20 protein-coding genes are annotated in these 22,108 nt (G+C 62.2%); 13 read left to right on the plus strand and 7 right to left on the minus strand.

Annotated elements, in window-relative coordinates; genetic code table 11:
* Nucleotides 1-40 precede the first annotated feature (40 nt).
* The 8 genes from aroA to AC2FNS_RS09415 all read left to right on the plus strand — a co-directional run bounded on the left by aroA (nucleotide 41) and on the right by AC2FNS_RS09415 (nucleotide 9,045).
* A complete protein-coding gene (gene aroA / locus AC2FNS_RS09380) occupies nucleotides 41-1,387 on the plus strand; it encodes a 3-phosphoshikimate 1-carboxyvinyltransferase (protein ID WP_496711320.1) in 1,347 nt (448 codons plus the stop codon).
* Nucleotides 1,384-2,001 (plus strand): (d)CMP kinase, encoded by a 618-nt coding sequence (cmk, locus tag AC2FNS_RS09385; RefSeq protein WP_496711321.1) that lies wholly within the window; start codon nucleotides 1,384-1,386, stop codon nucleotides 1,999-2,001. Before aroA ends, cmk begins: the two co-directional genes overlap by 4 nt.
* Nucleotides 2,002-2,321: 320 nt before the next feature.
* Nucleotides 2,322-3,998 (plus strand): 30S ribosomal protein S1, encoded by a 1,677-nt coding sequence (gene rpsA / locus AC2FNS_RS09390; protein ID WP_496682571.1) that lies wholly within the window; start codon nucleotides 2,322-2,324, stop codon nucleotides 3,996-3,998.
* Nucleotides 3,999-4,271: 273 nt separating this feature from the next.
* Nucleotides 4,272-4,556, plus strand: a complete 285-nt coding sequence (gene ihfB / locus AC2FNS_RS09395) for an integration host factor subunit beta (protein WP_149775649.1) — start codon at nucleotides 4,272-4,274, stop codon at nucleotides 4,554-4,556.
* 7 nt (nucleotides 4,557-4,563) lie between these two features.
* Entirely contained in the window at nucleotides 4,564-4,914 is a 351-nt protein-coding gene (locus AC2FNS_RS09400) for a lipopolysaccharide assembly protein LapA domain-containing protein (protein ID WP_496682576.1), read from the plus strand.
* Nucleotides 4,915-4,922: 8 nt separating this feature from the next.
* Entirely contained in the window at nucleotides 4,923-5,567 is a 645-nt protein-coding gene (locus AC2FNS_RS09405; RefSeq protein ID WP_496686905.1) for a phosphoribosylanthranilate isomerase, read from the plus strand.
* 118 nt (nucleotides 5,568-5,685) lie between these two features.
* Entirely contained in the window at nucleotides 5,686-6,933 is a 1,248-nt protein-coding gene (gene trpB, locus AC2FNS_RS09410) for a tryptophan synthase subunit beta (protein ID WP_496682055.1), read from the plus strand.
* 456 nt (nucleotides 6,934-7,389) lie between these two features.
* Nucleotides 7,390-9,045 carry an autotransporter domain-containing protein gene (locus AC2FNS_RS09415; protein WP_496711322.1) on the plus strand — a complete coding sequence of 552 codons (1,656 nt, stop codon included), beginning with the start codon at nucleotides 7,390-7,392 and terminating at the stop codon, nucleotides 9,043-9,045.
* A 27-nt stretch (nucleotides 9,046-9,072) separates the two neighbouring features.
* Here AC2FNS_RS09415 and AC2FNS_RS09420 read toward each other — a convergent pair whose 3' ends face one another.
* From AC2FNS_RS09420 to AC2FNS_RS09450, 7 genes are all read right to left on the minus strand, one after another.
* Entirely contained in the window at nucleotides 9,073-9,450 is a 378-nt protein-coding gene (locus AC2FNS_RS09420) for a DUF2237 family protein (RefSeq protein WP_496681978.1), read from the minus strand.
* A gap of 9 nt (nucleotides 9,451-9,459) precedes the next feature.
* Nucleotides 9,460-10,623: a serine hydrolase domain-containing protein gene (locus AC2FNS_RS09425; RefSeq protein WP_496711323.1), complete on the minus strand. Its 1,164-nt coding sequence runs from the start codon at nucleotides 10,621-10,623 to the stop codon at nucleotides 9,460-9,462.
* A gap of 78 nt (nucleotides 10,624-10,701) precedes the next feature.
* Entirely contained in the window at nucleotides 10,702-11,382 is a 681-nt protein-coding gene (gene pth, locus AC2FNS_RS09430) for an aminoacyl-tRNA hydrolase (protein WP_496686909.1), read from the minus strand.
* 129 nt (nucleotides 11,383-11,511) lie between these two features.
* A complete protein-coding gene (locus AC2FNS_RS09435) occupies nucleotides 11,512-12,159 on the minus strand; it encodes a 50S ribosomal protein L25/general stress protein Ctc (protein ID WP_496681983.1) in 648 nt (215 codons plus the stop codon).
* 110 nt (nucleotides 12,160-12,269) lie between these two features.
* The gene (locus AC2FNS_RS09440) at nucleotides 12,270-13,436 is read right to left on the minus strand and encodes an alpha-hydroxy acid oxidase (RefSeq protein WP_496711324.1); all 1,167 of its coding nucleotides are present in this window, start codon (nucleotides 13,434-13,436) and stop codon (nucleotides 12,270-12,272) included.
* 158 nt (nucleotides 13,437-13,594) lie between these two features.
* Nucleotides 13,595-14,386, minus strand: coding sequence for a tryptophan synthase subunit alpha (gene trpA, locus AC2FNS_RS09445; protein ID WP_496681988.1), 792 nt, complete (start codon nucleotides 14,384-14,386; stop codon nucleotides 13,595-13,597).
* 78 nt (nucleotides 14,387-14,464) lie between these two features.
* Nucleotides 14,465-14,950 carry an acyloxyacyl hydrolase gene (locus AC2FNS_RS09450; RefSeq protein WP_496711325.1) on the minus strand — a complete coding sequence of 162 codons (486 nt, stop codon included), beginning with the start codon at nucleotides 14,948-14,950 and terminating at the stop codon, nucleotides 14,465-14,467.
* A 194-nt stretch (nucleotides 14,951-15,144) separates the two neighbouring features.
* Here AC2FNS_RS09450 and ychF point away from each other — a divergent pair, with 194 nt between their 5' ends.
* The 5 genes from ychF to fdhF all read left to right on the plus strand — a co-directional run bounded on the left by ychF (nucleotide 15,145) and on the right by fdhF (nucleotide 22,000).
* Nucleotides 15,145-16,242, plus strand: a complete 1,098-nt coding sequence (gene ychF, locus AC2FNS_RS09455) for a redox-regulated ATPase YchF (RefSeq protein ID WP_005978002.1) — start codon at nucleotides 15,145-15,147, stop codon at nucleotides 16,240-16,242.
* Between the two features lie 72 nt (nucleotides 16,243-16,314).
* Complete coding sequence (locus tag AC2FNS_RS09460; protein WP_496711326.1) at nucleotides 16,315-17,196, plus strand: LysR family transcriptional regulator; 882 nt, start codon at nucleotides 16,315-16,317, stop codon at nucleotides 17,194-17,196.
* Between the two features lie 86 nt (nucleotides 17,197-17,282).
* Nucleotides 17,283-18,986 (plus strand): NAD(P)H-dependent oxidoreductase subunit E, encoded by a 1,704-nt coding sequence (locus AC2FNS_RS09465; protein ID WP_496711327.1) that lies wholly within the window; start codon nucleotides 17,283-17,285, stop codon nucleotides 18,984-18,986.
* 1 nt (nucleotide 18,987) lies between these two features.
* A complete protein-coding gene (locus AC2FNS_RS09470; RefSeq protein ID WP_170364886.1) occupies nucleotides 18,988-19,224 on the plus strand; it encodes a hypothetical protein in 237 nt (78 codons plus the stop codon).
* A complete protein-coding gene (gene fdhF, locus AC2FNS_RS09475; RefSeq protein ID WP_496711328.1) occupies nucleotides 19,217-22,000 on the plus strand; it encodes a formate dehydrogenase subunit alpha in 2,784 nt (927 codons plus the stop codon). The genes AC2FNS_RS09470 and fdhF overlap by 8 nt, the downstream gene beginning before the upstream one ends.
* Nucleotides 22,001-22,108 lie beyond the last annotated feature (108 nt).

The raw sequence follows: 22,108 nt of genomic DNA on the forward strand, positions 1-22,108 counted from the left end.
GCTAATCGGCAGGGGCACTGATAGCGCAAAAGGAGCCCTCATGTCCGGACACGGCACGCCCATCCCGATGACCTCGCATCCCTGCGGCCCGCTGACCGGCACGGCCGAAGTGCCGGGCGACAAGTCGATTTCGCACCGCTCTCTGATCCTTGGGGCGATGGCCGTGGGCGAGACCCGGATCTCGGGCCTGCTGGAAGGCGAAGACGTTCTGGACACTGCCAAGGCGATGCGCGCGTTCGGAGCCGAGGTGATCTCGCACGGGAATGGCGAATGGACGGTGCACGGCGTCGGCGTGGGCGGCTTTTCCGAGCCGGATCAGGTGATCGACTGCGGCAACTCGGGCACGGGCGTGCGCCTCATCATGGGCGCGATGGCCACCAGCCCGATCAGCGCGACCTTCACCGGCGATGCCAGCCTGAACAAGCGCCCGATGGCGCGGGTGACCGATCCGTTGGCTTTGTTCGGGGCACAGGCCGTGGGCCGCTCGGGCGGGCGCCTGCCCATGACGATCGTCGGCGCGGCCGATCCGGTGCCGGTGTGGTACGAAGTGCCGGTGCCCTCGGCCCAGGTGAAATCAGCTGTTCTACTGGCCGGCCTGAACGCGCCCGGCAAGACCGTGGTGATCGAGAAGGAAGCCACCCGTGACCATTCCGAGCGGATGTTGGCGGGGTTTGGCGCCGAAATCACGGTCGAGGACACCGACGAAGGCCGGGTCATTACCCTGACCGGCCGGCCCGAGTTGAAGCCGCAGGTGATCGCCGTGCCGCGCGATCCGTCCAGCGCTGCCTTCCCGGTCTGTGCGGCGTTGATCACGCCGGGCTCGGACGTTCTGGTGCCGGGCATCGGCCTGAACCCCACGCGTGCCGGCCTGTTCACCACGCTGCGCGAGATGGGTGCCGATCTGACCTATGAAAACATGCGCGAGGAAGGCGGCGAGCCGGTTGCCGATCTGCGTGCGCGCTACTCGCCCGACATGAAGGGCATCGACGTCCCGCCCGAACGCGCGGCCTCGATGATCGACGAGTATCCGGTGCTGTCGGTGGTTGCGGCCAACGCGACCGGCAAGACGATGATGGGCGGCGTCAAGGAACTGCGCGTCAAGGAAAGCGACCGCATCGACGCCATGGCGCGTGGCTTGCGGGCCAACGGCGTCACGGTTGACGAGGGCGATGACTGGTGGTCGGTCGACGGGCTGGGCATTGGCGGCGTGCCCGGCGGCGGCGCCTGCGCAAGCTTTCTGGACCATCGCATCGCCATGTCTTTCATGGTGATGGGCATGGGCGCGCAACAGGCTGTCTCGGTTGATGATGGCAGCCCCATCGCGACCTCGTTCCCGATCTTCGAGCCGTTGATGAACGGCTTGGGCGCCAAGGTCGAGCGCACATGAGCTTTACCGTCGCCATCGACGGCCCGGCCGCTGCGGGAAAGGGCACGATCTCCAAGGCCGTGGCCGCGCATTTCGGGCTGGCGCACCTGGATACGGGGCTGCTGTATCGTGCGGTCGGCCGGCGCACGCTGGACGGCACCGACCCGGTCGAGGCTGCGCGGTCCTTGACGGCCGAGGAGTTGGAACAGGGCGATCTGCGCACTGCCGAGATCGCGCAGGCGGCGTCGAAGGTGGCGGTGATTCCCGAGGTGCGCGCAGCCCTTGTCGATTTCCAGCGCAGCTTTGCCCGGCGGGCCGGCGGCGCGGTGCTGGACGGGCGCGATATAGGCACGGTGATCTGCCCCGAGGCCGAGGTGAAGCTGTTCGTCACCGCCAGCCCCGAAGTGCGCGCCGAGCGGCGCTATTTGGAACTTGTGGGGAAGGGCGCGGATGTGACCCGCGCGCAGGTTTTGGCCGATGTCCGCGAGCGCGACGCGCGGGATGCCGAACGCAGCACAGCCCCGATGAGACCGGCCGACGATGCCGTTCTTTTGGACACCACGGACCTGAGCATCGAGGCCGCTTTGGAAAAGGCGATCACCGTCATTCAGGAAAAGCTGTCCTCGGGCATGTGAGGCCGCGGACAAACCGTTTGAAAATGCCGGGCCGCGAACAGCAGGGTGGCCGCCCGGGCGCTGGAGTGACCGCCCGAGCCTGCATGGCATCGCCGAATGCGCCGGAATCGTCCGGAAACCCTTGCGGTGCGGCCGCCAAGTTGCTACAGAGCGCCCGTCGACAAGGCAATTTGAGCCATAAAACAATGAGACGAGCAGGGTCGGACACAACCGGCCCTCTTTGTTTTGTGGCACTGTTTCAGGTTGCCGGACCAACTCCAAGACCGGCGGAGACAACCGCTCGGCCAGAAAAAACGTTATGCAAAGGAAAACAACGCCACATGGCTAACGCAACCATGGAGGAATTCGAAGCCCTCCTGAACGAAAGCTTCGAAATGGACACCCCCGAAGAGGGTTCGGTTGTCAAAGGCAAGGTCATCGCGATCGAAGCGGGCCAAGCCATCATCGACGTCGGCTACAAGATGGAAGGCCGGGTCGATCTGAAAGAATTCGCAAATCCCGGCGAAGCCCCTGAAATCGCTGTTGGCGACGAGGTCGAAGTGTACCTGCGCGCCGCAGAAAACGCCCGTGGCGAAGCCGTCATCTCGCGCGAGATGGCCCGCCGTGAAGAGGCCTGGGATCGTCTGGAAAAAGCCTATGCCGACGACGAGCGCGTCGAAGGTGCCATCTTCGGCCGCGTCAAGGGCGGCTTCACCGTGGATCTGGGTGGCGCAGTTGCGTTCCTGCCCGGCAGCCAGGTTGACGTGCGCCCTGTGCGCGACGCTGGCCCGCTGATGGGTCTGAAGCAGCCGTTCCAGATCCTGAAGATGGACCGCCGCCGTGGCAACATCGTCGTGTCGCGTCGCGCCATCCTGGAAGAATCGCGTGCCGAACAGCGCGCCGAAGTCATCGGCAACCTGTCCGAGGGCCAGACCGTCGAGGGTGTCGTCAAGAACATCACCGAATACGGTGCCTTTGTTGACCTGGGTGGCGTTGACGGCCTGCTGCACGTCACCGACATGGCATGGCGCCGTGTGAACCACCCGTCGGAAATCCTGTCGATCGGCGAGACCATCAAGGTTCAGGTCATCAAGATCAACAAGGAAACCCACCGCATCAGCCTGGGCATGAAGCAGCTGCAGGAAGATCCGTGGGATCTGGTTGCCGCCAAATACCCGCTGGGTTCGGTGCACAAGGGTCGCGTCACCAATATCACCGACTACGGTGCGTTCGTCGAGCTCGAGCCCGGTGTCGAAGGTCTGGTGCACGTGTCCGAGATGTCCTGGACCAAGAAGAACGTCCACCCCGGCAAGATCGTTTCGACCAGCCAGGAAGTCGACGTCATGGTTCTGGAAATCGACGGCGCCAAGCGTCGCGTGTCTCTGGGCCTCAAGCAGACCCAGCGCAACCCGTGGGAAGTGTTTGCAGAAACGCACCCCGAGGGCACTCAGGTCGAAGGCGAAGTCAAGAACATCACCGAATTCGGTCTGTTCATCGGCTTGGAAGGCGACATCGACGGCATGGTGCACCTGTCCGACCTGTCGTGGGACGAGCGTGGCGAAGATGCCATCCAGAACTACCGCAAGGGCGACGTCGTTCAGGCGGTCGTTTCGGAAGTTGATGTTGAAAAAGAGCGGATCTCGCTGTCGATCAAAGCCCTGGGCGGTGACAAGTTCGCCGAAGCCGTGGGCGGCGTGAAGCGTGGCTCGGTCATCACCGTTGAAGTGACCGCGATCGAGGATGGCGGCATCGAGGTGGAATACGAAGGCATGAAGTCCTTCATCCGCCGTTCGGACCTGAGCCGCGACCGTGCCGAACAGCGCCCCGAGCGTTTCTCGGTCGGTGACAAGGTCGATGTCCGCGTGACCAACGTCGACAGCAAGACCCGCCGTCTGGGCCTGTCGATCAAGGCGCGCGAAATCGCCGAAGAGAAAGAAGCCGTTCAACAGTACGGCTCGTCGGACTCGGGCGCATCGCTGGGCGACATTCTGGGCGCCGCGCTGAAGTCGGGCGACTAAGCCCGGCCCAACGGCATAAACCCGAATTGGCGGCCCCGTACATCCGTGCGGGGCCGTTTCTTTTTCGAATCAACGCGTTCTGAAAATCCGGGTTAATCGGCATTAGGTTCATGCTTGTTTCCCCGAAATTACACGTCGCTGCGCGAATTTCGCGTTCTTTTCTGCAAATTGCGCCCCGGACGGCCAGAGTTTGCGTTCCCCATGCCAGCGTTTTTTCCTATACTGTCCAAACCAGTAGACGAGACGACACGGTGACCTGGGAGGGTAGCACGCATGATCCGTTCAGAACTGATTCAGAAGATTGCCGATGAAAACCCGCATCTGTACCAGCGCGATGTTGAGCGGATCGTGAATACCGTTTTCGAAGAAATCACTGACGCCATGTCACGTGGCGACCGTGTCGAGCTGCGCGGTTTTGGCGCATTTTCGGTGAAAAAACGGGATGCACGCGTTGGCCGCAACCCGCGCACCGGTGAAACCGTTCAGGTCGAGGAAAAATGCGTGCCGTTTTTCAAGACAGGGAAGTTGCTAAGGGACCGTTTGAACGGTAAGGCGTGATCTCATGATGCGCTACATTCGATACGGGTTCCTGGCGGCGCTGGGAATCGTACTGGTCTCAGTCTCCTTGGCCAACCGGCAAATGGTACAGTTAAAGCTGATGCCAGATGCCTTGGCCGAGTTGCTGGGCTTCAATCTTTCGACAAATCTGCCCCTGTTTCTTGTGGTCCTGGGCGGCGTGGTCGCCGGTCTTGTCATCGGTTTTCTGTGGGAGTGGTTGCGCGAGCACAAGCATCGCCGCGATGCGTCGGTGAAATCCACCGAGGTGCGCAAGCTTGAGCGAGAGGTCAAAAAGCTGAAGAAAAAACAGAGCGAGGGTGAGGACGATGTGCTTGCCCTGCTGGACGAGGCCAGCTGAGCGTACTGATGCCCGGCGAAATCAGCGTCAAGATCTGCGGCCTGACCGCACCGGATGCGTTGCGTGCCGCCGTTGATGCGGGCGCGCGCTATGTGGGGTTCGTGTTTTTTCCGAAATCTCCGCGGCATCTGGAACCCGCCGCAGCGCGCGACCTGACAAGCCATGTCCCCGTGGGGGTGGCCAAGGTCGCTTTGACGGTCGATGCCACCGATGCCGAGCTGGACCGGCTGTTGGACATGGTTCCGCTGGACATGCTTCAGCTTCACGGCAAGGAGAACCCCGCGCGCGTTTCCGAGATTCGTAGCCGTTTCGGCCTGCCGGTGATGAAGGCCATCGGCGTTGCCGACGAGGCGGACCTGGCGGCGATCGACCTCTATTCCGACGTGGCCGACCAGTTGCTGATCGACGCCAAGCCTCCCAAGAACGCCGATCTTCCGGGGGGCAATGGGTTGGCCTTCGATTGGCGGCTGCTGGCCGGGCGTAAATATTGGCGCCGGCCTTGGATGCTGGCCGGAGGGTTGACGCCTGACAACGTGGCCGAAGCAGTGCGGATGACCGGCGCACGGCAGGTCGATGTCTCGTCGGGCGTGGAATCGGCGCCGGGCGTCAAGGACCCGGCTCTGATCGACGCCTTCATTCGCGCGACGCGATGACCGCCCAGGGCTGTTGGCGCCGGGCTGAACGGTTTGCCTCGCCCCGATTGCCGCGATTTGCGATGGCAAATCCCGCCGCCAGCACCTATGAACGTTGGGCAAGATGATGGAGACCACCATGGCCAATGATCTGTTCAATTCCTTCATGTCCGGCCCGGATGAAAACGGCCGCTTTGGCATCTTCGGCGGGCGGTTCGTCAGCGAAACGCTGATGCCGCTGATTCTGTCGTTGGAGGAGGAGTACGAGAAGGCCAAGACCGACCCGAGTTTCTGGGCTGAGATGGATGATCTGTGGGCCAATTATGTCGGCCGTCCGTCGCCCCTTTATCATGCCGAACGCCTGACCGAGCATCTGGGCGGTGCCAAGATCTATATGAAGCGCGACGAGCTGAACCACACCGGCGCGCACAAGATCAACAACGTGCTGGGTCAGATCATCCTGGCGCGTCGCATGGGAAAGACCCGGATCATCGCCGAAACCGGGGCCGGGCAGCACGGTGTCGCCACCGCGACGGTCTGCGCCAAGTTTGGTCTGAAATGCGTGGTCTACATGGGTGCGCATGATGTCCAGCGGCAGGCGCCCAACGTGTTCCGCATGCGTTTGCTGGGGGCTGAGGTGATTCCGGTGACCTCGGGCCGCGGTACCCTGAAGGACGCGATGAACGACGCGCTGCGCGACTGGGTGACCAATGTGCGCGACACGTTCTATTGCATCGGTACGGTCGCCGGGCCGCACCCGTACCCGGCGATGGTGCGCGACTTCCAGTCGATCATCGGCAAGGAAGCCAAGGAACAGATGATGAAGGCCGAGGGTCGTCTGCCGGACACGATCATCGCGGCGATCGGCGGCGGCTCGAACGCCATGGGGCTGTTTTATCCGTTCCTGGATGATCCTTCGGTCAACATCATCGGCGTCGAAGCGGGCGGCAAGGGCGTCAACCAAAAGATGGAGCATTGCGCCTCGCTCACGGGCGGTCGGCCCGGCGTGCTGCATGGCAACCGGACTTATCTGCTGCAGGATGACGACGGCCAGATCCTCGAGGGGTATTCGATCTCGGCCGGACTCGACTATCCGGGCATCGGCCCCGAACATTCATGGCTGCACGATATCGGGCGCGCGCAATATGTGTCGATCACCGACAAAGAAGCTCTTGAGGCGTTCCAGCTTTGCTGCGCGACCGAGGGCATCATTCCCGCGCTCGAACCCAGCCACGCACTGGCGCATGTCATGAAGATCGCGCCGGAGCTGCCCAAGGATCACATCATCTGCATGAACATGTGCGGACGCGGCGACAAGGACGTGCAAACAGTCGCCAAGTATCTGAACTTCGATATGTCCGACACCGAAGGGCGCGACGCGGGCTGACCGGCCTCCTAGCGTTGGAAGATTGCGTTCTCGGGGCCTTGCAGCCCCGAAACCGCAGCCTTTAGGCGACCTTGTTTCCGGTGCGGGTGGAGTGCGCATTAGTCGTTCAAATTGTTGACAGCTCAGGCCTAAGCCGATGGTCGTCCAACACCAGGGTGGTCGCGTATCCGGGCAACGGCGTTGGGATGCCGGTTGCCATAGAAACTACATTTTTCAATATCCTAGCCGGTCCATCGATCCCGCGCGCCCGTGTGTGGAAATCAACCCTTGTGTCGCAGAGGCAGCAGACGAATGGTGACTCGCTTGCGGAATCTGTACAGCGGATTTCGGTTCAATTAGCCTCAAGTCAAGAATGTATGTGGGTGCGGTGGGAACAGACCCCCAAGCATGATTGACGATTGCACGGCGCGGCTTGGCAAACCTTGGCCGCCCGCGGTGGTGACTTAGGAGATTGGGATGGTTTGGTCGGTCTTGCGCAAGTCTTTGGTTCTGCTGTTGGCGGCCATGTTCGTGTTAATTGGCGAGTGGCGGCAGGCCCGGGCCTTCGGTCCGCCACAGTTCATCGGATCGACAGTGACGACGCCGAATGGCGGCAACATCTTCTTTACTAATCTTCAGGGAACTTCGACAGCTTTCGTCTCGCTTGGCGGTTCGGGCGAGGTGCCGGGTGGGGCCATCTACAGCGGGGGTTTCATCTTTCCTTTGCCGGCGGTAACGCCTGCCGGCTTGACAGCTTTGGGCTGGGTGGACGTGACCATCCTCAGCCAGAACGGAGCCGATGCGACCTATTCCACCGATGGCTACATGGGGGTGGTATTCACCGCCCGCGAAACACCAGGCGGCCAACTCTACCGATACGAGATCGCGCTGTCTGGCGTCACCACCACGCAGATCATCAACACCCGAACTGCCGTGGACACCACACGCCCGACAGTGACGATCAGCCCCTTGTCGGCGACTTCCGGCGGGCAGTATCAGGCGACGATCACGCTCAGCGAGCCCAGCACGAATTTCGTGGTGGGCGATCTGTCGGCTACCAATGCCACCGCCGCGATGACGGGTTCAGGAGCAAATTACGTGGCGACGCTGACGCCGCAAAGCAACGGGCCGATCGAATTATTCGTGCCTGCAAACGTGTTTACCGATGCAGCCGGAAACCCGAACTTAGCTTCGAACCGGGTCAGCTCGGTCCAGCCCGTGGTGAATACCCAACGGTTGATTCAGGCCTTTCAGAATGCGCGGGCAAACAGCCTGGTTTCCAATCAGCCCAAGCTGACGCCGTTCCTCTTGGAACCCGGAGGCGGCGTTCTGGATGCCGCGGCGACGCAAGGGGCGGGATATCTGAACTTTGCCAGCAGCCGGGCCTATCCGATCTGGTTCAACCTGACCGGAAACTGGAGTTCCCAGGACGATTTCGACAGCTCTTATGCGCTGGCGGTCATGGGCGCGCACCGGCAGATCAATCCGAATTTGCTTGTTGGGGGCATGGTGCAGATCGACTACGCCAAGACCGAGGACGGTGTGGGCGATGTCGATGGGACGGGCTGGCTGATCGGCCCCTACGTTGTGGCCAAGATGCCCGGGCAGCCGGTGTTCTTCGAAGGCCGTGCGCTGTATGGACAAGCCAGCAACGAAATTTCGCCGTTCGGCACCTACACGGACAAGTTCGACAGCGATCGCTGGCTGGTGCAATCGCGCGTGACCGGTCAGATGCAGTATGGGGACCTGACCCTGATGCCGCTTCTGGACGTCAGCTATGCCTCCGATGACCAGAAGGCTTATTCCGACGGGTTGGGGAACCGGATCCCGGATCAGGACTTCAGCCTGACGACGGCCAGGCTGGGTCTGGATTTCAGTCGCCCCATTGTGGTGTCGCGTGGCGAGATGACGCTGACCGGCGGCCTGTCGGGGGTCTGGAGCAGCACCTCGGGCGCCGGGACCGCCGTCGGAGTGGCTCCGATCGGGGATACCACACGCGGCCGGGCCGATCTTGGGCTCGACTACCGGTTGGAAAACAGCAGCACACTGTCAGCCGGGATCTATTATGACGGTATCGGCGAAAGCGGTTTCGAAAGCTATGCGGTCAACGTGATGTGGCGAATGGCGTTCTGACGCATCTGGTCAGGCATCGCTTCGCTGTCAGTCGGCTGGCGCCCGGTAGGATGCAAGCACGCTCAGCGGCACGATTTCGAGCGCGCGCTGATGGGTCGCTTCGAGATGCACGAGGGGAGCGCAGCCCTCGTCATGCGCCTGCAGGAACCGGCCAGCACAAAGGCACCAGCGGTCGCCGGGCTTTAGACCGGGAAAGTCGAACTCGGGCCGCGGCGTGCTGAGGTCGTTGCCGACATATTTCGAATAGGCCAAAAACTCGGCCGTCATCACCGCGCAGACCGTGTGGCTGCCACGATCTTCGGGGCAGGTATTGCAGGCCCCGTCACGGAAGAACCCTGTCAGCGGTTTCCGCGAACACGGGGCCAGAACCCCGCCCAATACGTTGATGCTGTCCTGTTTCTGCATGACTCCATCTTACAGGCTTTGGGCGATCTTGCGGAACATTTCGATGTTCTGTTCGTTGACGCCGGACTCGCGGAACTTTCGATCAGCCCCCGTGGCCACGATCAGGACGCCGCGAGGTTGGTCGAAATACATGTACTGCCCATAGACGCCGCGGGCCAGAAACTCGCCTTCATGTGCCCCAACCGGGATCCACCATTGATAGCCATAGCCGATTTTTCCCGGTTCGGTCGGAGCGGTGGGCCAGGTCGACTCCGCAATCCAGTCGGCCGGCACCATCTGGCGGCCGTCGTGTACACCGTTCTGCAGGATCATCTGCCCAAACCGCGCATAGTCGCGGGTGGTGAAGTTCAGCCCGCCCAGCACAAAGGCCACGCCAGCCCCGTCGGTGACATAGTAGCCATCGCGCTCCAATCCCAGCGGCTGTACGATTTTCTCCATCAGCAGGTCGGGAATACTGCGGCCGGTGGCGCCGCGGATAACCATCCCCACGACATGGGTGTCGATCGAGACATATTGCCAGACTTCGCCGGGGGTGGCGAAACTCTCGGTAAGCGCGGCAGTGAAATCGTCCAATTCTCGACCCAGGGCCACCACGCGCCCCATCCGGTTGATGTCGGAATTGGGGTCCAGGTAGTCTTCGTCAAAGGTCACGCCGCTGGCCATGTTCAGCACATTGCGGATCGTGGCGGGTTCGTAGGCGCTGCCTTTTAGCTTGGGGGCATATTTGACGACCGGATCGTCCAGTGACTCGATGGCCCCTTCGTTCATGACGATGCCAAACAGCGCCGACAGATAGCTTTTGGCCATCGACCATGAAACCCGCCGGTCATCCGGCCCGGTGCCCAGATAGTATTCCTCGAACCGGATCTGGCCATCCTGCATCACCAGCAGGGATGTCACCGCCCTCTCCTCGATCCAGTCCTGGCTGCCCTCAGGCAGGTCAAACGCGGGGCCGTAAGGCAACTCCCAGGTCGGGCCATCTCCGCGGGGCAGGGGGGTCGTCAGAAAAGCCTGATCCATGTGCGAGAAGTTGTGGACGATCTTTTCCTCGGAAAACAGAGAGTTCACGGCCAGCAACCGCTGGATCTCTTCCTGTTTCCAGACGCCGACGACGACGGCGGCCAGCGCCAGCATCAGCACGATGCGCAGCAGCCATTTCAGGACCGTTTTCATGTTTCCCTCCCCTGTTGACGGCATTGGAGCGCGATGCCGTTCAATCCGCAATCGCTACGTTGCGGCAGGCTTCGGGGCCTATTTGAACTTGTCCAGCAGCTTCTGCATCGCCGAACGCGTGTCGGCCTCGGGCGCGGTGGGGTGGGTAGCCGGTTTGGGCGCGGGCTTGGTTGCCGTGGTCGAGCTGCGCGGCGGCGCGGTGCGCAGGGCGACGGCATTCATGAATTTGGCCGTATCGCCCTCGGCCAGATGCACGGCGCCATCGGAAACCCCGCGCAGAACGTCCTCCAGCCACTGAGAATCAGCCTTGGCGAAGTCGCCCAGTACGTAGGCCGAGACCAGTTCCTTGCGGCCGGGATGCCCGATGCCCAGACGCACCCGGTCATAGGCCGCCCCGATGTGGTCATGGATCGACCGCAGGCCGTTATGCCCCGCATGTCCGCCGCCCGATTTGGCACGCACCTTGCCGGGGGCAAGGTCCAGCTCGTCGTGGAACACGGTCACGTCGGTCGAGTCGAGCTTGTAGAACCGCATCGCCTCACCCACGGACTGGCCCGACCGGTTCATGAAGGTCATCGGCTTGAGCAGCAGAACCTTTTCGCGGCCCAGCCGGCCTTCGGAAACCTCGCCCTGGAATTTGGACCGCCAGGGGCCAAAGCCATGCGCGTCGGCGATGGCGTCCACGGCCATGAAGCCGATATTGTGCCGGTTCCTCGCGTATTTCGCGCCCGGGTTGCCCAGTCCGACGAACAGTTTCATCCTTGGTTCCTTGCGTTGCACGGCATGTTGGTTGCACCGATCAGGTAAACAAGCGCGGTCTGCGGTTCAAACGAAAAACGGGGCGCCTTGCGACACCCCGTTTGAATTCGGAACAATCTGGGACTGGATTTATTCCTGATCCTCGCCGACGACTTCGACTGCATCGGCAGCTACTTCTTCTTCGCCGTCCTCGTCATCGGTGACCAAGCCGGTCGGGGCCGAGATGTTGGCGATCACGAAGTCACGATCGATGGTCGGCTTGGTGCCGTTGGGCAGATCGACCGACGAGATGGTCACGACGTCGTTGATGTTCAGGCCGGTCAGATCGACGGTGATCTTTTCGGGAATGTCACCGGCGGTGCAGACCAGTTCGACCTCGGGGCGGACGACGGTCAGAACGCCGCCCTTCTTGATGCCGGGAGCCGCGTCTTCGTTGATGAACTCGACCGGGATGTACAGCGCGATCTTGCTGGTGCGGCGCAGACGCATCAGGTCCAGGTGGGTCGGCAGGTCCTTGACCACGTCACGCTGCACGTCGCGGCAGATGACGCGGACGTCTTCGTGGCCCTCGACCTTCAGGTTCCACAGAGTCGACTTGAAGCGGCCTGCCTTCAGGCGCTTGAACAGTTCGTTGAACGGAATCTGAATCGGCAGCGGGTCTTTGTCGCCACCAAATACGATGCCCGGAACCATGCCGTCGCGGCGTGCCTGACGAGCGGCGCCCTTGCCCGTCCCCGTCCGTTCCAGAGCTACGAGATCAGGAATCTCACCAGCCATGATAAATCTCCAATGTTAGGGCAGGGTGCCTCCAAGGCTGTCACCCCGCGTGAAGCGGCGTCCTTAGACCGAATCCGGCCATTTGGAAAGGGGTAAAAACGATTTCCGCGTCATTCCTGCCAGCGGCCGCAGAAATCCTGCGGGACAAGCAGGTTGTGCGGCCCCAGATCGGCCACGTTGCGCTCGCCGCACAGGGCCATGGTGGTGTCCAGTTCCTTCTGGATCACTTCCAGCGCTGTGGTCACGCCCTTTTGGCCCATCGCGCCCAGCCCGTAGACGAAAGCGCGCCCGATATAGGTGCCTTTGGCCCCCAACGCCAGCGCCTTGAGCACGTCCTGCCCCGAGCGGATACCGCTGTCGAGATGCACTTCGACATCGCCGCCCACCGCATCCATGATCCGCGGCAGCATCCGGATTGAGCTGAGTGCGCCGTCCAATTGCCTCCCGCCGTGGTTCGAGACCACGATGGCGTCGGCGCCCAACTTGGCCGCCATCTTGGCGTCTTCGGGGTCAAGGATACCCTTCAGGATCACCTTGCCGCCCCATTGCTCCATCAGTTTCTCGATCTTTTTCCAGTCGAGGCTGGGATCGAACTGTTCAGCGGTCCACGCACCCAGCGACGAGGCGTCCGAGATGCCCTGAACATGACCCACGATATTGCCGAACTCGCGCCGTTTCGCGCCCAGCATCTCGATGCCCCAGGCCCATTTCGTCATCAGGTTGGCGATGGTCTTGGCGGTCAGTTTCGGCGGGGCGGACAGGCCGTTCTTCAAGTCCTTGTGCCGTTGGCCGAGGATTTGCAGATCAAGGGTGATGACCAGGGCCGAGCATTTGGCATCCTTGGCGCGCTGGATCAGGCGGCGGACATAGTCCTCGTCCTTCATGGTGTACAGCTGGAACCAGAACGGCGCACCGGTATGTTCGGCCACATCCTCGATCGAGTTGATCGACATGGTCGACAGCGTGAAGGGCACGCCGAAATCCAGCGCGGCCTTGGCGGCCTTCATTTCACCATCCGCATGCTGCATCCCGGTCAGGCCCACGGGCGCAAGGGCCACCGGCATGGCCACGTCCTGTCCTATCATCTGCGACGCGGTCGAACGGCCGGACATGTCCACCGCAACCTTCTGGCGCAAGCGAATGTCGTGGAAATCCGCGCTGTTGTCGCGAAAGGTCTGCTCGGTCCAGCTGCCGCTTTCGGCATAGTCATAGAACATCCGGGGCACCCGGCGTTCATAGATGCGTTTGAGGTCGTCGATATTGGTAATGACAGGCATGGCCGCGCCCTTCTGCAGATTGGTTAGGTTTCTTTACCAATTCTTCCGCCAAGGCGCAACGGCCAGTTGCGCATGTGGTCAGGTGGGTCAAAGACGCAAAGATAAACCGCCGCAGGCGTGCGGCCTGCAGCGGCTGAAATCCGTTTCGGATTTTGCCGTCAGGCGCTGTGGGCGCCGTCTGACAGCGATTTCACGAAGTCCAGAACCTCGGCCACCGGTTTTCCGGCGGCGATCTGGCTGACGATGGCCGAGCCGACCACCGCCCCGTCGGCAACGCTGGCGATGGCGCGTGATTTCTCGGGCGTGTTGATGCCGAACCCCACGATCACCGGAAGATCGGTCGCCGCCTTGATGCGCGCGACCTCGGGGCCGACATCGGTGGCCTCGGCCTCGGCCGCACCGGTGATGCCGGTGATCGAGACGTAATAGACAAAGCCCGAGGTATTCTGCAGCACCCGCGGCAGGCGCTTGTCATCGGTGGTGGGTGTGGCCAGCCGGATGAAGTTCAGCCCGGCCGCCTGCGCGGGCAGGCACAGCTCGTCGTCTTCCTCGGGCGGCAGGTCAACGACGATCAGTCCGTCGATGCCGGCCTCTTTGGCGTCGGCCAGGAACTTGTCCACGCCGCGGCTGTAGATCGGGTTGTAATAGCCCATCAGCACGATCGGCGTGGTGTCGTCGGTTTCCCGGAACGCCTTGGCCAGATCCAGCGTGCGCTGCAGCGTCATGCCACCGTCCAGTGCCCTTTGACCGGCGGCCTGAATTGTCGGGCCGTCAGCCATCGGATCGGTGAAGGGCAGACCCAGTTCGATCACGTCGACGCCGGCCCCCGGCAGGCCGCGGACGATTTCAAGCGAGGTGTCATAGTCGGGATCCCCGGCCATGACATAGGCGACAAAGGCCTTCTTACCCTCGGCCTTCAGGGCGGCGAACTTGGCGTCGATACGGGTCATGGACGATCCTTGCATACAGGTTTGGACCCGATGTGCAGAAAGTTTGGCCGAAAATCAATCCCGTCCTGACCGCCGGGGTCAGAAGTTCAGATGATACCGCAGCATAAGGGCGTTCATGCCGGGGTTTTTTTCTTGCGTGCTTGCGTTCGATTTGTGGGTGATCGCAAGCGATACGTCGTTGCCGCCGTTCAGCGTATAGCCGACGCCCAGCAGGCTGCGGATCTGAAAGCTGCCGCCCAGGTCATTCAGCGCCAGCGACTCGTTGTAATAGCCGGGCATCACGCTGCCTTCGATGAACCATCGGTTGGCAAACTGGTAGGTTCCGATCAGTCCGGCCCCGATATGGCTGTCGCCGTCCTTGTCCGATGAAATCGCCGCACCCCAGGTCGCACTGAACCGTTCGGCCTGATGGAACGGCCGGTGCTGATATTCCAGCGAAAAAATCGCCTGGTCCACCGACAGGCTGTCCGAGAAATCGGCATAACCGGCCCCAAAGATCACGGATTGAGCGGGAGCCATGGTCGCAAAGGCTGAAAGTGCGGCTGAGGCAAGAAGGTTTTTCATGTCAAATCATCACCGTTGAGGAACTCGGATCGTAGATAGGAACCGTATGTCGGTGAGTTCAACACGAGAAGACGCACGATTCCGCGAAATATCGTGATGTTGCGGATGGGACTCAGTCGGGCGGCGGACCAGCGCCTTGCGGATTCCTCGTGACATGCATAGAAGCAGCCGTCGAATGGCATCAGGAGGCCGCAATGGGTTTCAAAATGGGTATCGTGGGTCTGCCGAATGTCGGCAAGTCGACCCTGTTCAACGCGCTGACCAAGACCGCGGCCGCGCAGGCGGCGAATTTCCCGTTCTGCACGATCGAACCCAATGTGGGTGACGTTGCGGTGCCGGATGCGCGCCTGGACAAGCTGGCCGCCATTGCCAAATCCAAGCAGATCATCCCGACCCGGATGACCTTCGTCGACATCGCCGGACTGGTCAAAGGCGCCTCGAAGGGCGAAGGGCTGGGCAACCAATTCCTGGCCAACATCCGCGAGGTGGACGCCATCGCCCATGTGCTGCGCTGTTTCGAAGACGGCGACGTAACCCATGTCGAGGGCCGCGTCGATCCGGTTGCCGATGCCGAGACGATCGAGACCGAGCTGATGCTGGCCGATCTGGAAAGCATTGAAAAGCGACGCGCCAACCTGGTGCGCAAGCTCAAGGGCAACGACAAGGAGGCCCAGCAGCAGGACCGCCTGTTGGCCGCCGCACAACAGATGCTGGAGGACGGCAAGCCCGCCCGCCTGGTCGAGGTCAGCGACGAGGATGCGAAGGCCTGGAAAAATCTGCAACTGCTGACGACCAAGCCGGTTCTCTATGTCTGCAACGTATCCGAGGAAGATGCGGCCACCGGCAATGAGTATTCCGAACGCGTCGCCAAGATGGCGGCCGAGCAGGGCAATGCCCACGTCATTATCAGCGCCAAGATCGAAGAAGAGATCAGCCTGCTGGAGCCGGACGAGGCACAGATGTTCCTGCAGGAGATGGGGCTGGAAGAACCCGGCCTCGATCGCCTGATCCGCGCGGGTTACGACCTGCTCAAGCTGGAGACCTATTTCACCGTCGGCCCGAAAGAGGCCCGCGCCTGGACCATCCGTCGCGGCACGCTGGCCCCGCAGGCCGCGGGCGTGATCCACGGCGATTTCGAAAAGGGCTTCATCCGCGCCGAGACCATCGCCTATGACGACTTTGTCGCCTGCAACGGTGAACAGGGCGCCAAGGAAGCCGGCAAGATGCGGGCCGAAGGCAAAAGCTATGTCGTCAAGGATGGCGACGTGCTGCACTTCCTGTTCAACACCTGATCGCGAAACGTCTTTTCCCGGCGGGCAAACCCGGTATCCTGCGGGCATCCTCCGCAACCCCGAGGCCCGCCCGTGTTCGACCTTCGCGACCTGCACCTGCTGTCCGCGCTTGCGCGCCATCGCCATTTCGCCAAGGCGGCCGAGGAGTGCGGCATCTCGCAACCCGCGTTCTCGATGCGCATCCGCAACCTCGAGGATCGGCTGGGCGTGTCGATCGTGCGCCGGGCCAACCGGTTTCAGGGCCTGACCGAAGAGGGCGAGATGATCGTCCGCCGCGCCCGCCGTATCTTGGATGACGCCAAGGCGCTGGAGCAGGAGGTGCAGGCGATCAAGGGCGAGATCACCGGCACGCTGATCCTTGGCGTGATCCCAACCGCCATCGCATTTACAGGCCGCCTGATCAAACATCTGCAGGCGGCGCATCCCCGCATCCTGTCGCGGATCGAAACCATGTCGGCCACCGCGATCCAGTACCGGCTGGACGAAGGCAGCATTGATGCCGGGATCACCTATGGCGACAGCATCGGCACCGACCTGCGCCATGTTCATCCCCTATACGAGGAAACCTATGTGCTGCTCGTGCCCGAGCACATGACGCAGGAAACCGGCCCGATCCCTTGGGCACGCGTGGCCGAGTTCCCGCTCAGCCTGCTGGAGCCGCAGATGCAGAACCGGCGCATTCTCGACCGGATTTTCGCCGAACAAAGTCTACATCCTCATGTAGTGGCCGAAACCAGCGGATTCACCGCCTCGATGGTCATGGCGCGCGAAGGGCTGGCGGCGACGGTTGTGCCGCGCGTTCTGGTACGGGCGCTGGGCGATCTTGAGGGGACGCGGGTCCTGCCTTTGGTCGATCCGGTGGTCAGCAAGCCGATCTGTCTGGCGACCTTGGCGCGCGACCCGGAACTGCCGACGGTCGATGCCTTGCGACGGGTGGTGACGTCTTTGCGGTGATAAACCGTCGTTATCGTGCCATTCGGTTTTGCGATTTGACGATATGGTTTGCTGATGAGACACGGGGCCTCAATTCGGAGGGCATCATGGCACCATTGGACACCAAGCCATCAGGCGCGCCCAAGGGCGTCTGGAAGTCAGGCAAAGGCAAGGGGCGGCACACGCCCAAGGGCCGTCAGTTCACGGACGAGGCGCAGGCCGAGATTCAGCGCCTGCTGGGCGACCGCCCGCGCCGCCGCGACCTGCTGATCGAGTTTCTGCATCTGATCCAGGACACGCACGGCCATATCAGCGCCGACCACATTGCCGCGCTGGCCGTTGAGATGCGGATCGGTCAGGCCGAGATCTACGAGACCGCGACTTTCTATGCCCATTTCGACGTGGTCAAAGAAGGTGAAACGCCGCCCCCCGCGCTGACCATCCGCGTTTGTGATTCCCTGTCCTGCGAATTGGCCGGCGCACAACAGCTGAAGAAGGCGCTGGAAGATGGGCTGGACCCGTCCGAAGTGCGCGTTCTGCGCGCGCCCTGCATGGGGCGCTGCGACACCGCGCCGGTGCTGGAAATCGGGCACAACCATATCGACCACGCCACCCCAGAAAAGGTGCAGGCCGCCATCGCGGCGGGCGATACCCACGCCCATCTGCCCGACTACGAGACCTTCGCGACCTATTTCGAAAACGGTGGTTACGCCAAACTAAGAGAACTGCGCGAAGGTGGCGACTGGGAAGCGGTTCAGGAACAGGTTCTGGCCTCGGGCCTGCGCGGCCTAGGCGGCGCCGGTTTCCCGTCGGGCAAGAAATGGGGCTTTGTCCGCATGAACGACGGCCCGCGTTACCTGGCTGTCAACGGTGACGAGGGCGAGCCCGGCACCTTCAAGGACCGCTACTATCTTGAACGCACGCCGCATGTTTTCCTCGAAGGGATGCTGATCGCCGCATGGGCAGTCGAGGCTGAGACCTGCTTCATCTACATGCGCGACGAATACCCGGCGGTGCTGGAAATCCTTCGGCGCGAGATTGCAGCGTTGGAACAGGCCGGGATCGTCGAGAAAGGCTATATCGACCTGCGCCGCGGTGCGGGCGCCTATATCTGCGGCGAAGAATCCGCGATGATCGAGTCGATCGAGGGCAAGAAGGGCCTGCCGCGCCACCGCCCGCCCTTTGTGGCGCAGGTCGGCGTGTTTGGCCGCCCGACGCTGGTGCACAATGTCGAGACGCTCTACTGGGTGTCCAAGATCTGCCGGGAAGGCCCGGAAATCCTCAATTCGGTTGAAAAGAATGGCCGCAAAGGCCTTCGCAGCTACTCGGTCTCGGGCCGGGTGGCCAAGCCGGGCGTCTACCTGCTGCCGGCAGGGTCGACCATTCTTGACGTGATTGATGCCGCCGGGGGCATGGCCGAGGGTCACGTTTTCAAAGCGTATCAACCGGGCGGGCCGTCCTCGGGCCTGTTGCCCGCGTCGATGGACGACATCCCGTTGGACTTCGACACTCTGCAACCGCATGGCACCTTCATCGGGTCCGCCGCCGTAGTGGTCCTGTCCGATCAGGACACCGCGCGCGACGCGGCGCTGAACATGCTGCGGTTCTTCGAGGACGAAAGCTGTGGCCAGTGCACGCCCTGCCGCGCGGGTTGCGAAAAGGCGGTCAAGCTGATGCAGGCCGACAAGTGGGACACCGACTTGCTGGAAGACCTGTGCCAGGTGATGGGTGATGCCTCGATCTGCGGTCTCGGGCAGGCGGCTCCGAACCCGATCCGCCTGGTCATGAAACATTTCGGGGAGGAGATCTAGGATGGCGTTAGTGACGCACCTTGAAAAAGACGAGAGAAACTTTCGTTCACTTCATCCTACGCAGGTTTCTTGCAAGTACCTGGTTTCTGAAAGTGATGGCAAAAAGGTTTTGCAGCTTAACACCTACGGGTCTGTGAACCGGGAAATACCCGACAAGTTGAGCCAAACACTGCAGTTTGACGAAAAATCGGCACGCGAGCTTCTTGCGGTTCTTAAGAAGGAATTTGGCGATGCTTGACGCAAGCGAAACCAAGACCGTCACCTTCAACCTGAACGGCGAAGACGTGACGGTACCCGAGGGCACCACGATCTGGGAAGCGGCCAACGGCAAGGGCCTGGTTATCCCGCACCTGTGCCACAAACCCGCGCCGGGCTATCGCCCTGACGGCAACTGCCGCGCCTGCATGGTCGAGGTCGAGGGCGAGCGGACGCTGGTCGCCTCGTGCATCCGCCCGGCGGCTGAAGGGATGGTGGTCAAAACCGACACCGACCGCGCCGAGAAATCGCGCGCGCTGGTGATGGAATTGTTGGTGGCCGACCAGCCAGAGCAGCCGCATGATGCCTCCAGCCATTTCTGGGACATGGCCAAGCTGAACGATGTCAGCGCCAGCCGCTTTCCGGCGAAAGAGCCCGAGAAGATTCCGCTGCTGGATGACAGCCATGTGGCGATGCGGGTCAATCTGGATGCCTGCATCAACTGCAACCTCTGCGTCCGTGCCTGCCGCGAGGTGCAGGTGAATGACGTGATCGGCATGGCCGGCCGCGGGCATACCGCGCAGGTGGTGTTCGACCAGAACGACCCGATGGGCGAGTCGACCTGCGTGGCCTGCGGCGAATGCGTCCAGGCCTGTCCGACCGGCGCCCTGATGCCCGCCACCGTGCTGGACGACCAGCAGCACGGCGACAGCAAGGATTACGACTCCGAGACCGAAAGCGTCTGCCCCTTCTGCGGCGTGGGCTGCAAGGTCAGCCTCAAGGTCAAGGACGGCAAGGTCAAATATGTCGAGGGCATCAACGGTCCCGCCAACGAAGGCCGCCTGTGCGTCAAGGGCCGGTTCGGGTTCGACTACATCCACCACCCGCACCGCCTGACCAAGCCGCTGATCCGGCGCGAGGATGCGCCGCCCAAGGGGTTGAACGTCGATCCCGCCGACTGGAGCACCCATTTCCGCGAGGCGACCTGGGACGAAGCGCTGGACCTGGCCGCCAAGGGGCTGATGAAGCTGCGGGATGAGGATCCGCGCAGCGTGGCGGGCTTTGGCTCGGCCAAATGCACCAACGAAGAGGCCTATCTGTTCCAGAAGTTCATCCGGCAGGGCTTTGGCCACAACAACGTGGACCACTGCACGCGGCTGTGCCACGCCTCGTCGGTGGCGGCGCTGATCGAGAACGTGGGCTCGGGCGCAGTGACCGCGACCTTCAACGAGATCGAAAATGCCGATGTGGCGATCATCATCGGCGCCAACCCGATCGAGAATCACCCCGTCGCGGCGACCTATTTCAAGCAGTTCGCCAAGCGCGGCGGCAAGCTGATCGTGATGGACCCGCGCGGCGTGGGCATGCGCAAATTCGCGACCGAGATGCTGCAGTTCCGGCCCGGTGCCGATGTCTCGATGCTGAACGCGATCATGAACGTGATCGTCGAGGAAGAGCTGTATGACAGCCAGTACATCCACCGCTGGACCGAGAACTGGGAGGCCGAGAAGGAGCACCTGCGCCAGTTCACGCCCGAGAAGATGGCGCCGATCTGCGGCATCGAACCGGACCAGCTGCGCCGCGTGGCCCGAATTTTCGCCAATGCGAATGCCGGGCTGATCTTCTGGGGCATGGGCGTCAGCCAGCATATACACGGCACCGACAATTCGCGCTGCCTGATCTCACTGGCGCTCATGACGGGCAATGTGGGCAAGCCGGGCGCGGGTCTGCACCCGCTGCGGGGGCAGAACAACGTGCAGGGGGCTTCGGATGCGGGCCTGATCCCGATGTTCCTGCCCGACTACCAGTCGGTCACCGACGACGCCGTTCGAGCCAAGTTCAGTCAGGTCTGGAATTCGGGCGATTTCTCGAACGAGAAGGGCCTGACCGTGACCGAGATCATCGACCACGCCTATGTGGGGAAGATCAAGGGCATGTACATCCTGGGCGAAAACCCGGCCATGTCCGACCCCGACGTGAACCACGCCCGCGAGGCGCTGGCCAAGCTGGACCTGATGATCGTGCAGGACATCTTTTTGACCGAAACGGCAAACTATGCCGACATCATCCTGCCGGCCTCGGCGCTGTATGAAAAGAACGGCACGGTGTCGAACACCAACCGCCAGGTGCAGCGCGTGCGCCCCGCGGTGCCGCCGCCGGGCGATGCGCGCGAGGACTGGGCGATCACCGTCGATCTGGCAAAGCGCATCGGGCTGAACTGGGATTACACGGATGTCTCGCAGGTCTTTGCCGAGATGAAGCTGACCATGGCGTCGCTGGACAACATCACATGGGAGCGGCTCGAGACCGAGAGCATCACCTATCCGTCGCTGTCCGAGACCGATCCGGGCCAGTCCATCGTGTTCGGCGACGGCTTCCCGCGCCCCGATGGCCGTGCGAAATTCACTCCGGCCAGCATCATTCCCCCGGATGAGGCCCCGGACGAGGAATTCCCGATGATCGCCACCACAGGGCGGCAGCTGGAACACTGGCACACCGGGTCCATGACCCGTCGCGCCAAGGTTCTGGACGCGGTCGAACCCGAGGCGAATTGTTCGATGAACCCGCGAACGCTCAAGCTGATGGGGATTGAGCCGGGCGAGATGGTGCGTCTCACCACCCGGCGCGGTTCGATCGAGATCATGGTGCGTGCCGACCGGGCGATCGCCGAGGACATGGTGTTCATCCCCTTCGCCTATGTCGAGGCGGCGGCCAATATCCTGACCAACTCGGCAATCGACCCCTATGGCAAGATCCCCGAGTTCAAGTTCTCGGCCATCCGTGTCGAAAAGATCGAGGACGCCATCGCGGCCGAGTAGAGCCTGCAACCACTCACCAAAACCCTGAAAAGGCGGGCCAGCGTGCCCGCCTTTTTCTTGGCTTGACAGATGGTTGCAGCCAGCCAACCCTTGAGCCGCGCAATCCCG

This window comes from Ruegeria sp. BHSA191, from assembly GCF_059613325.1.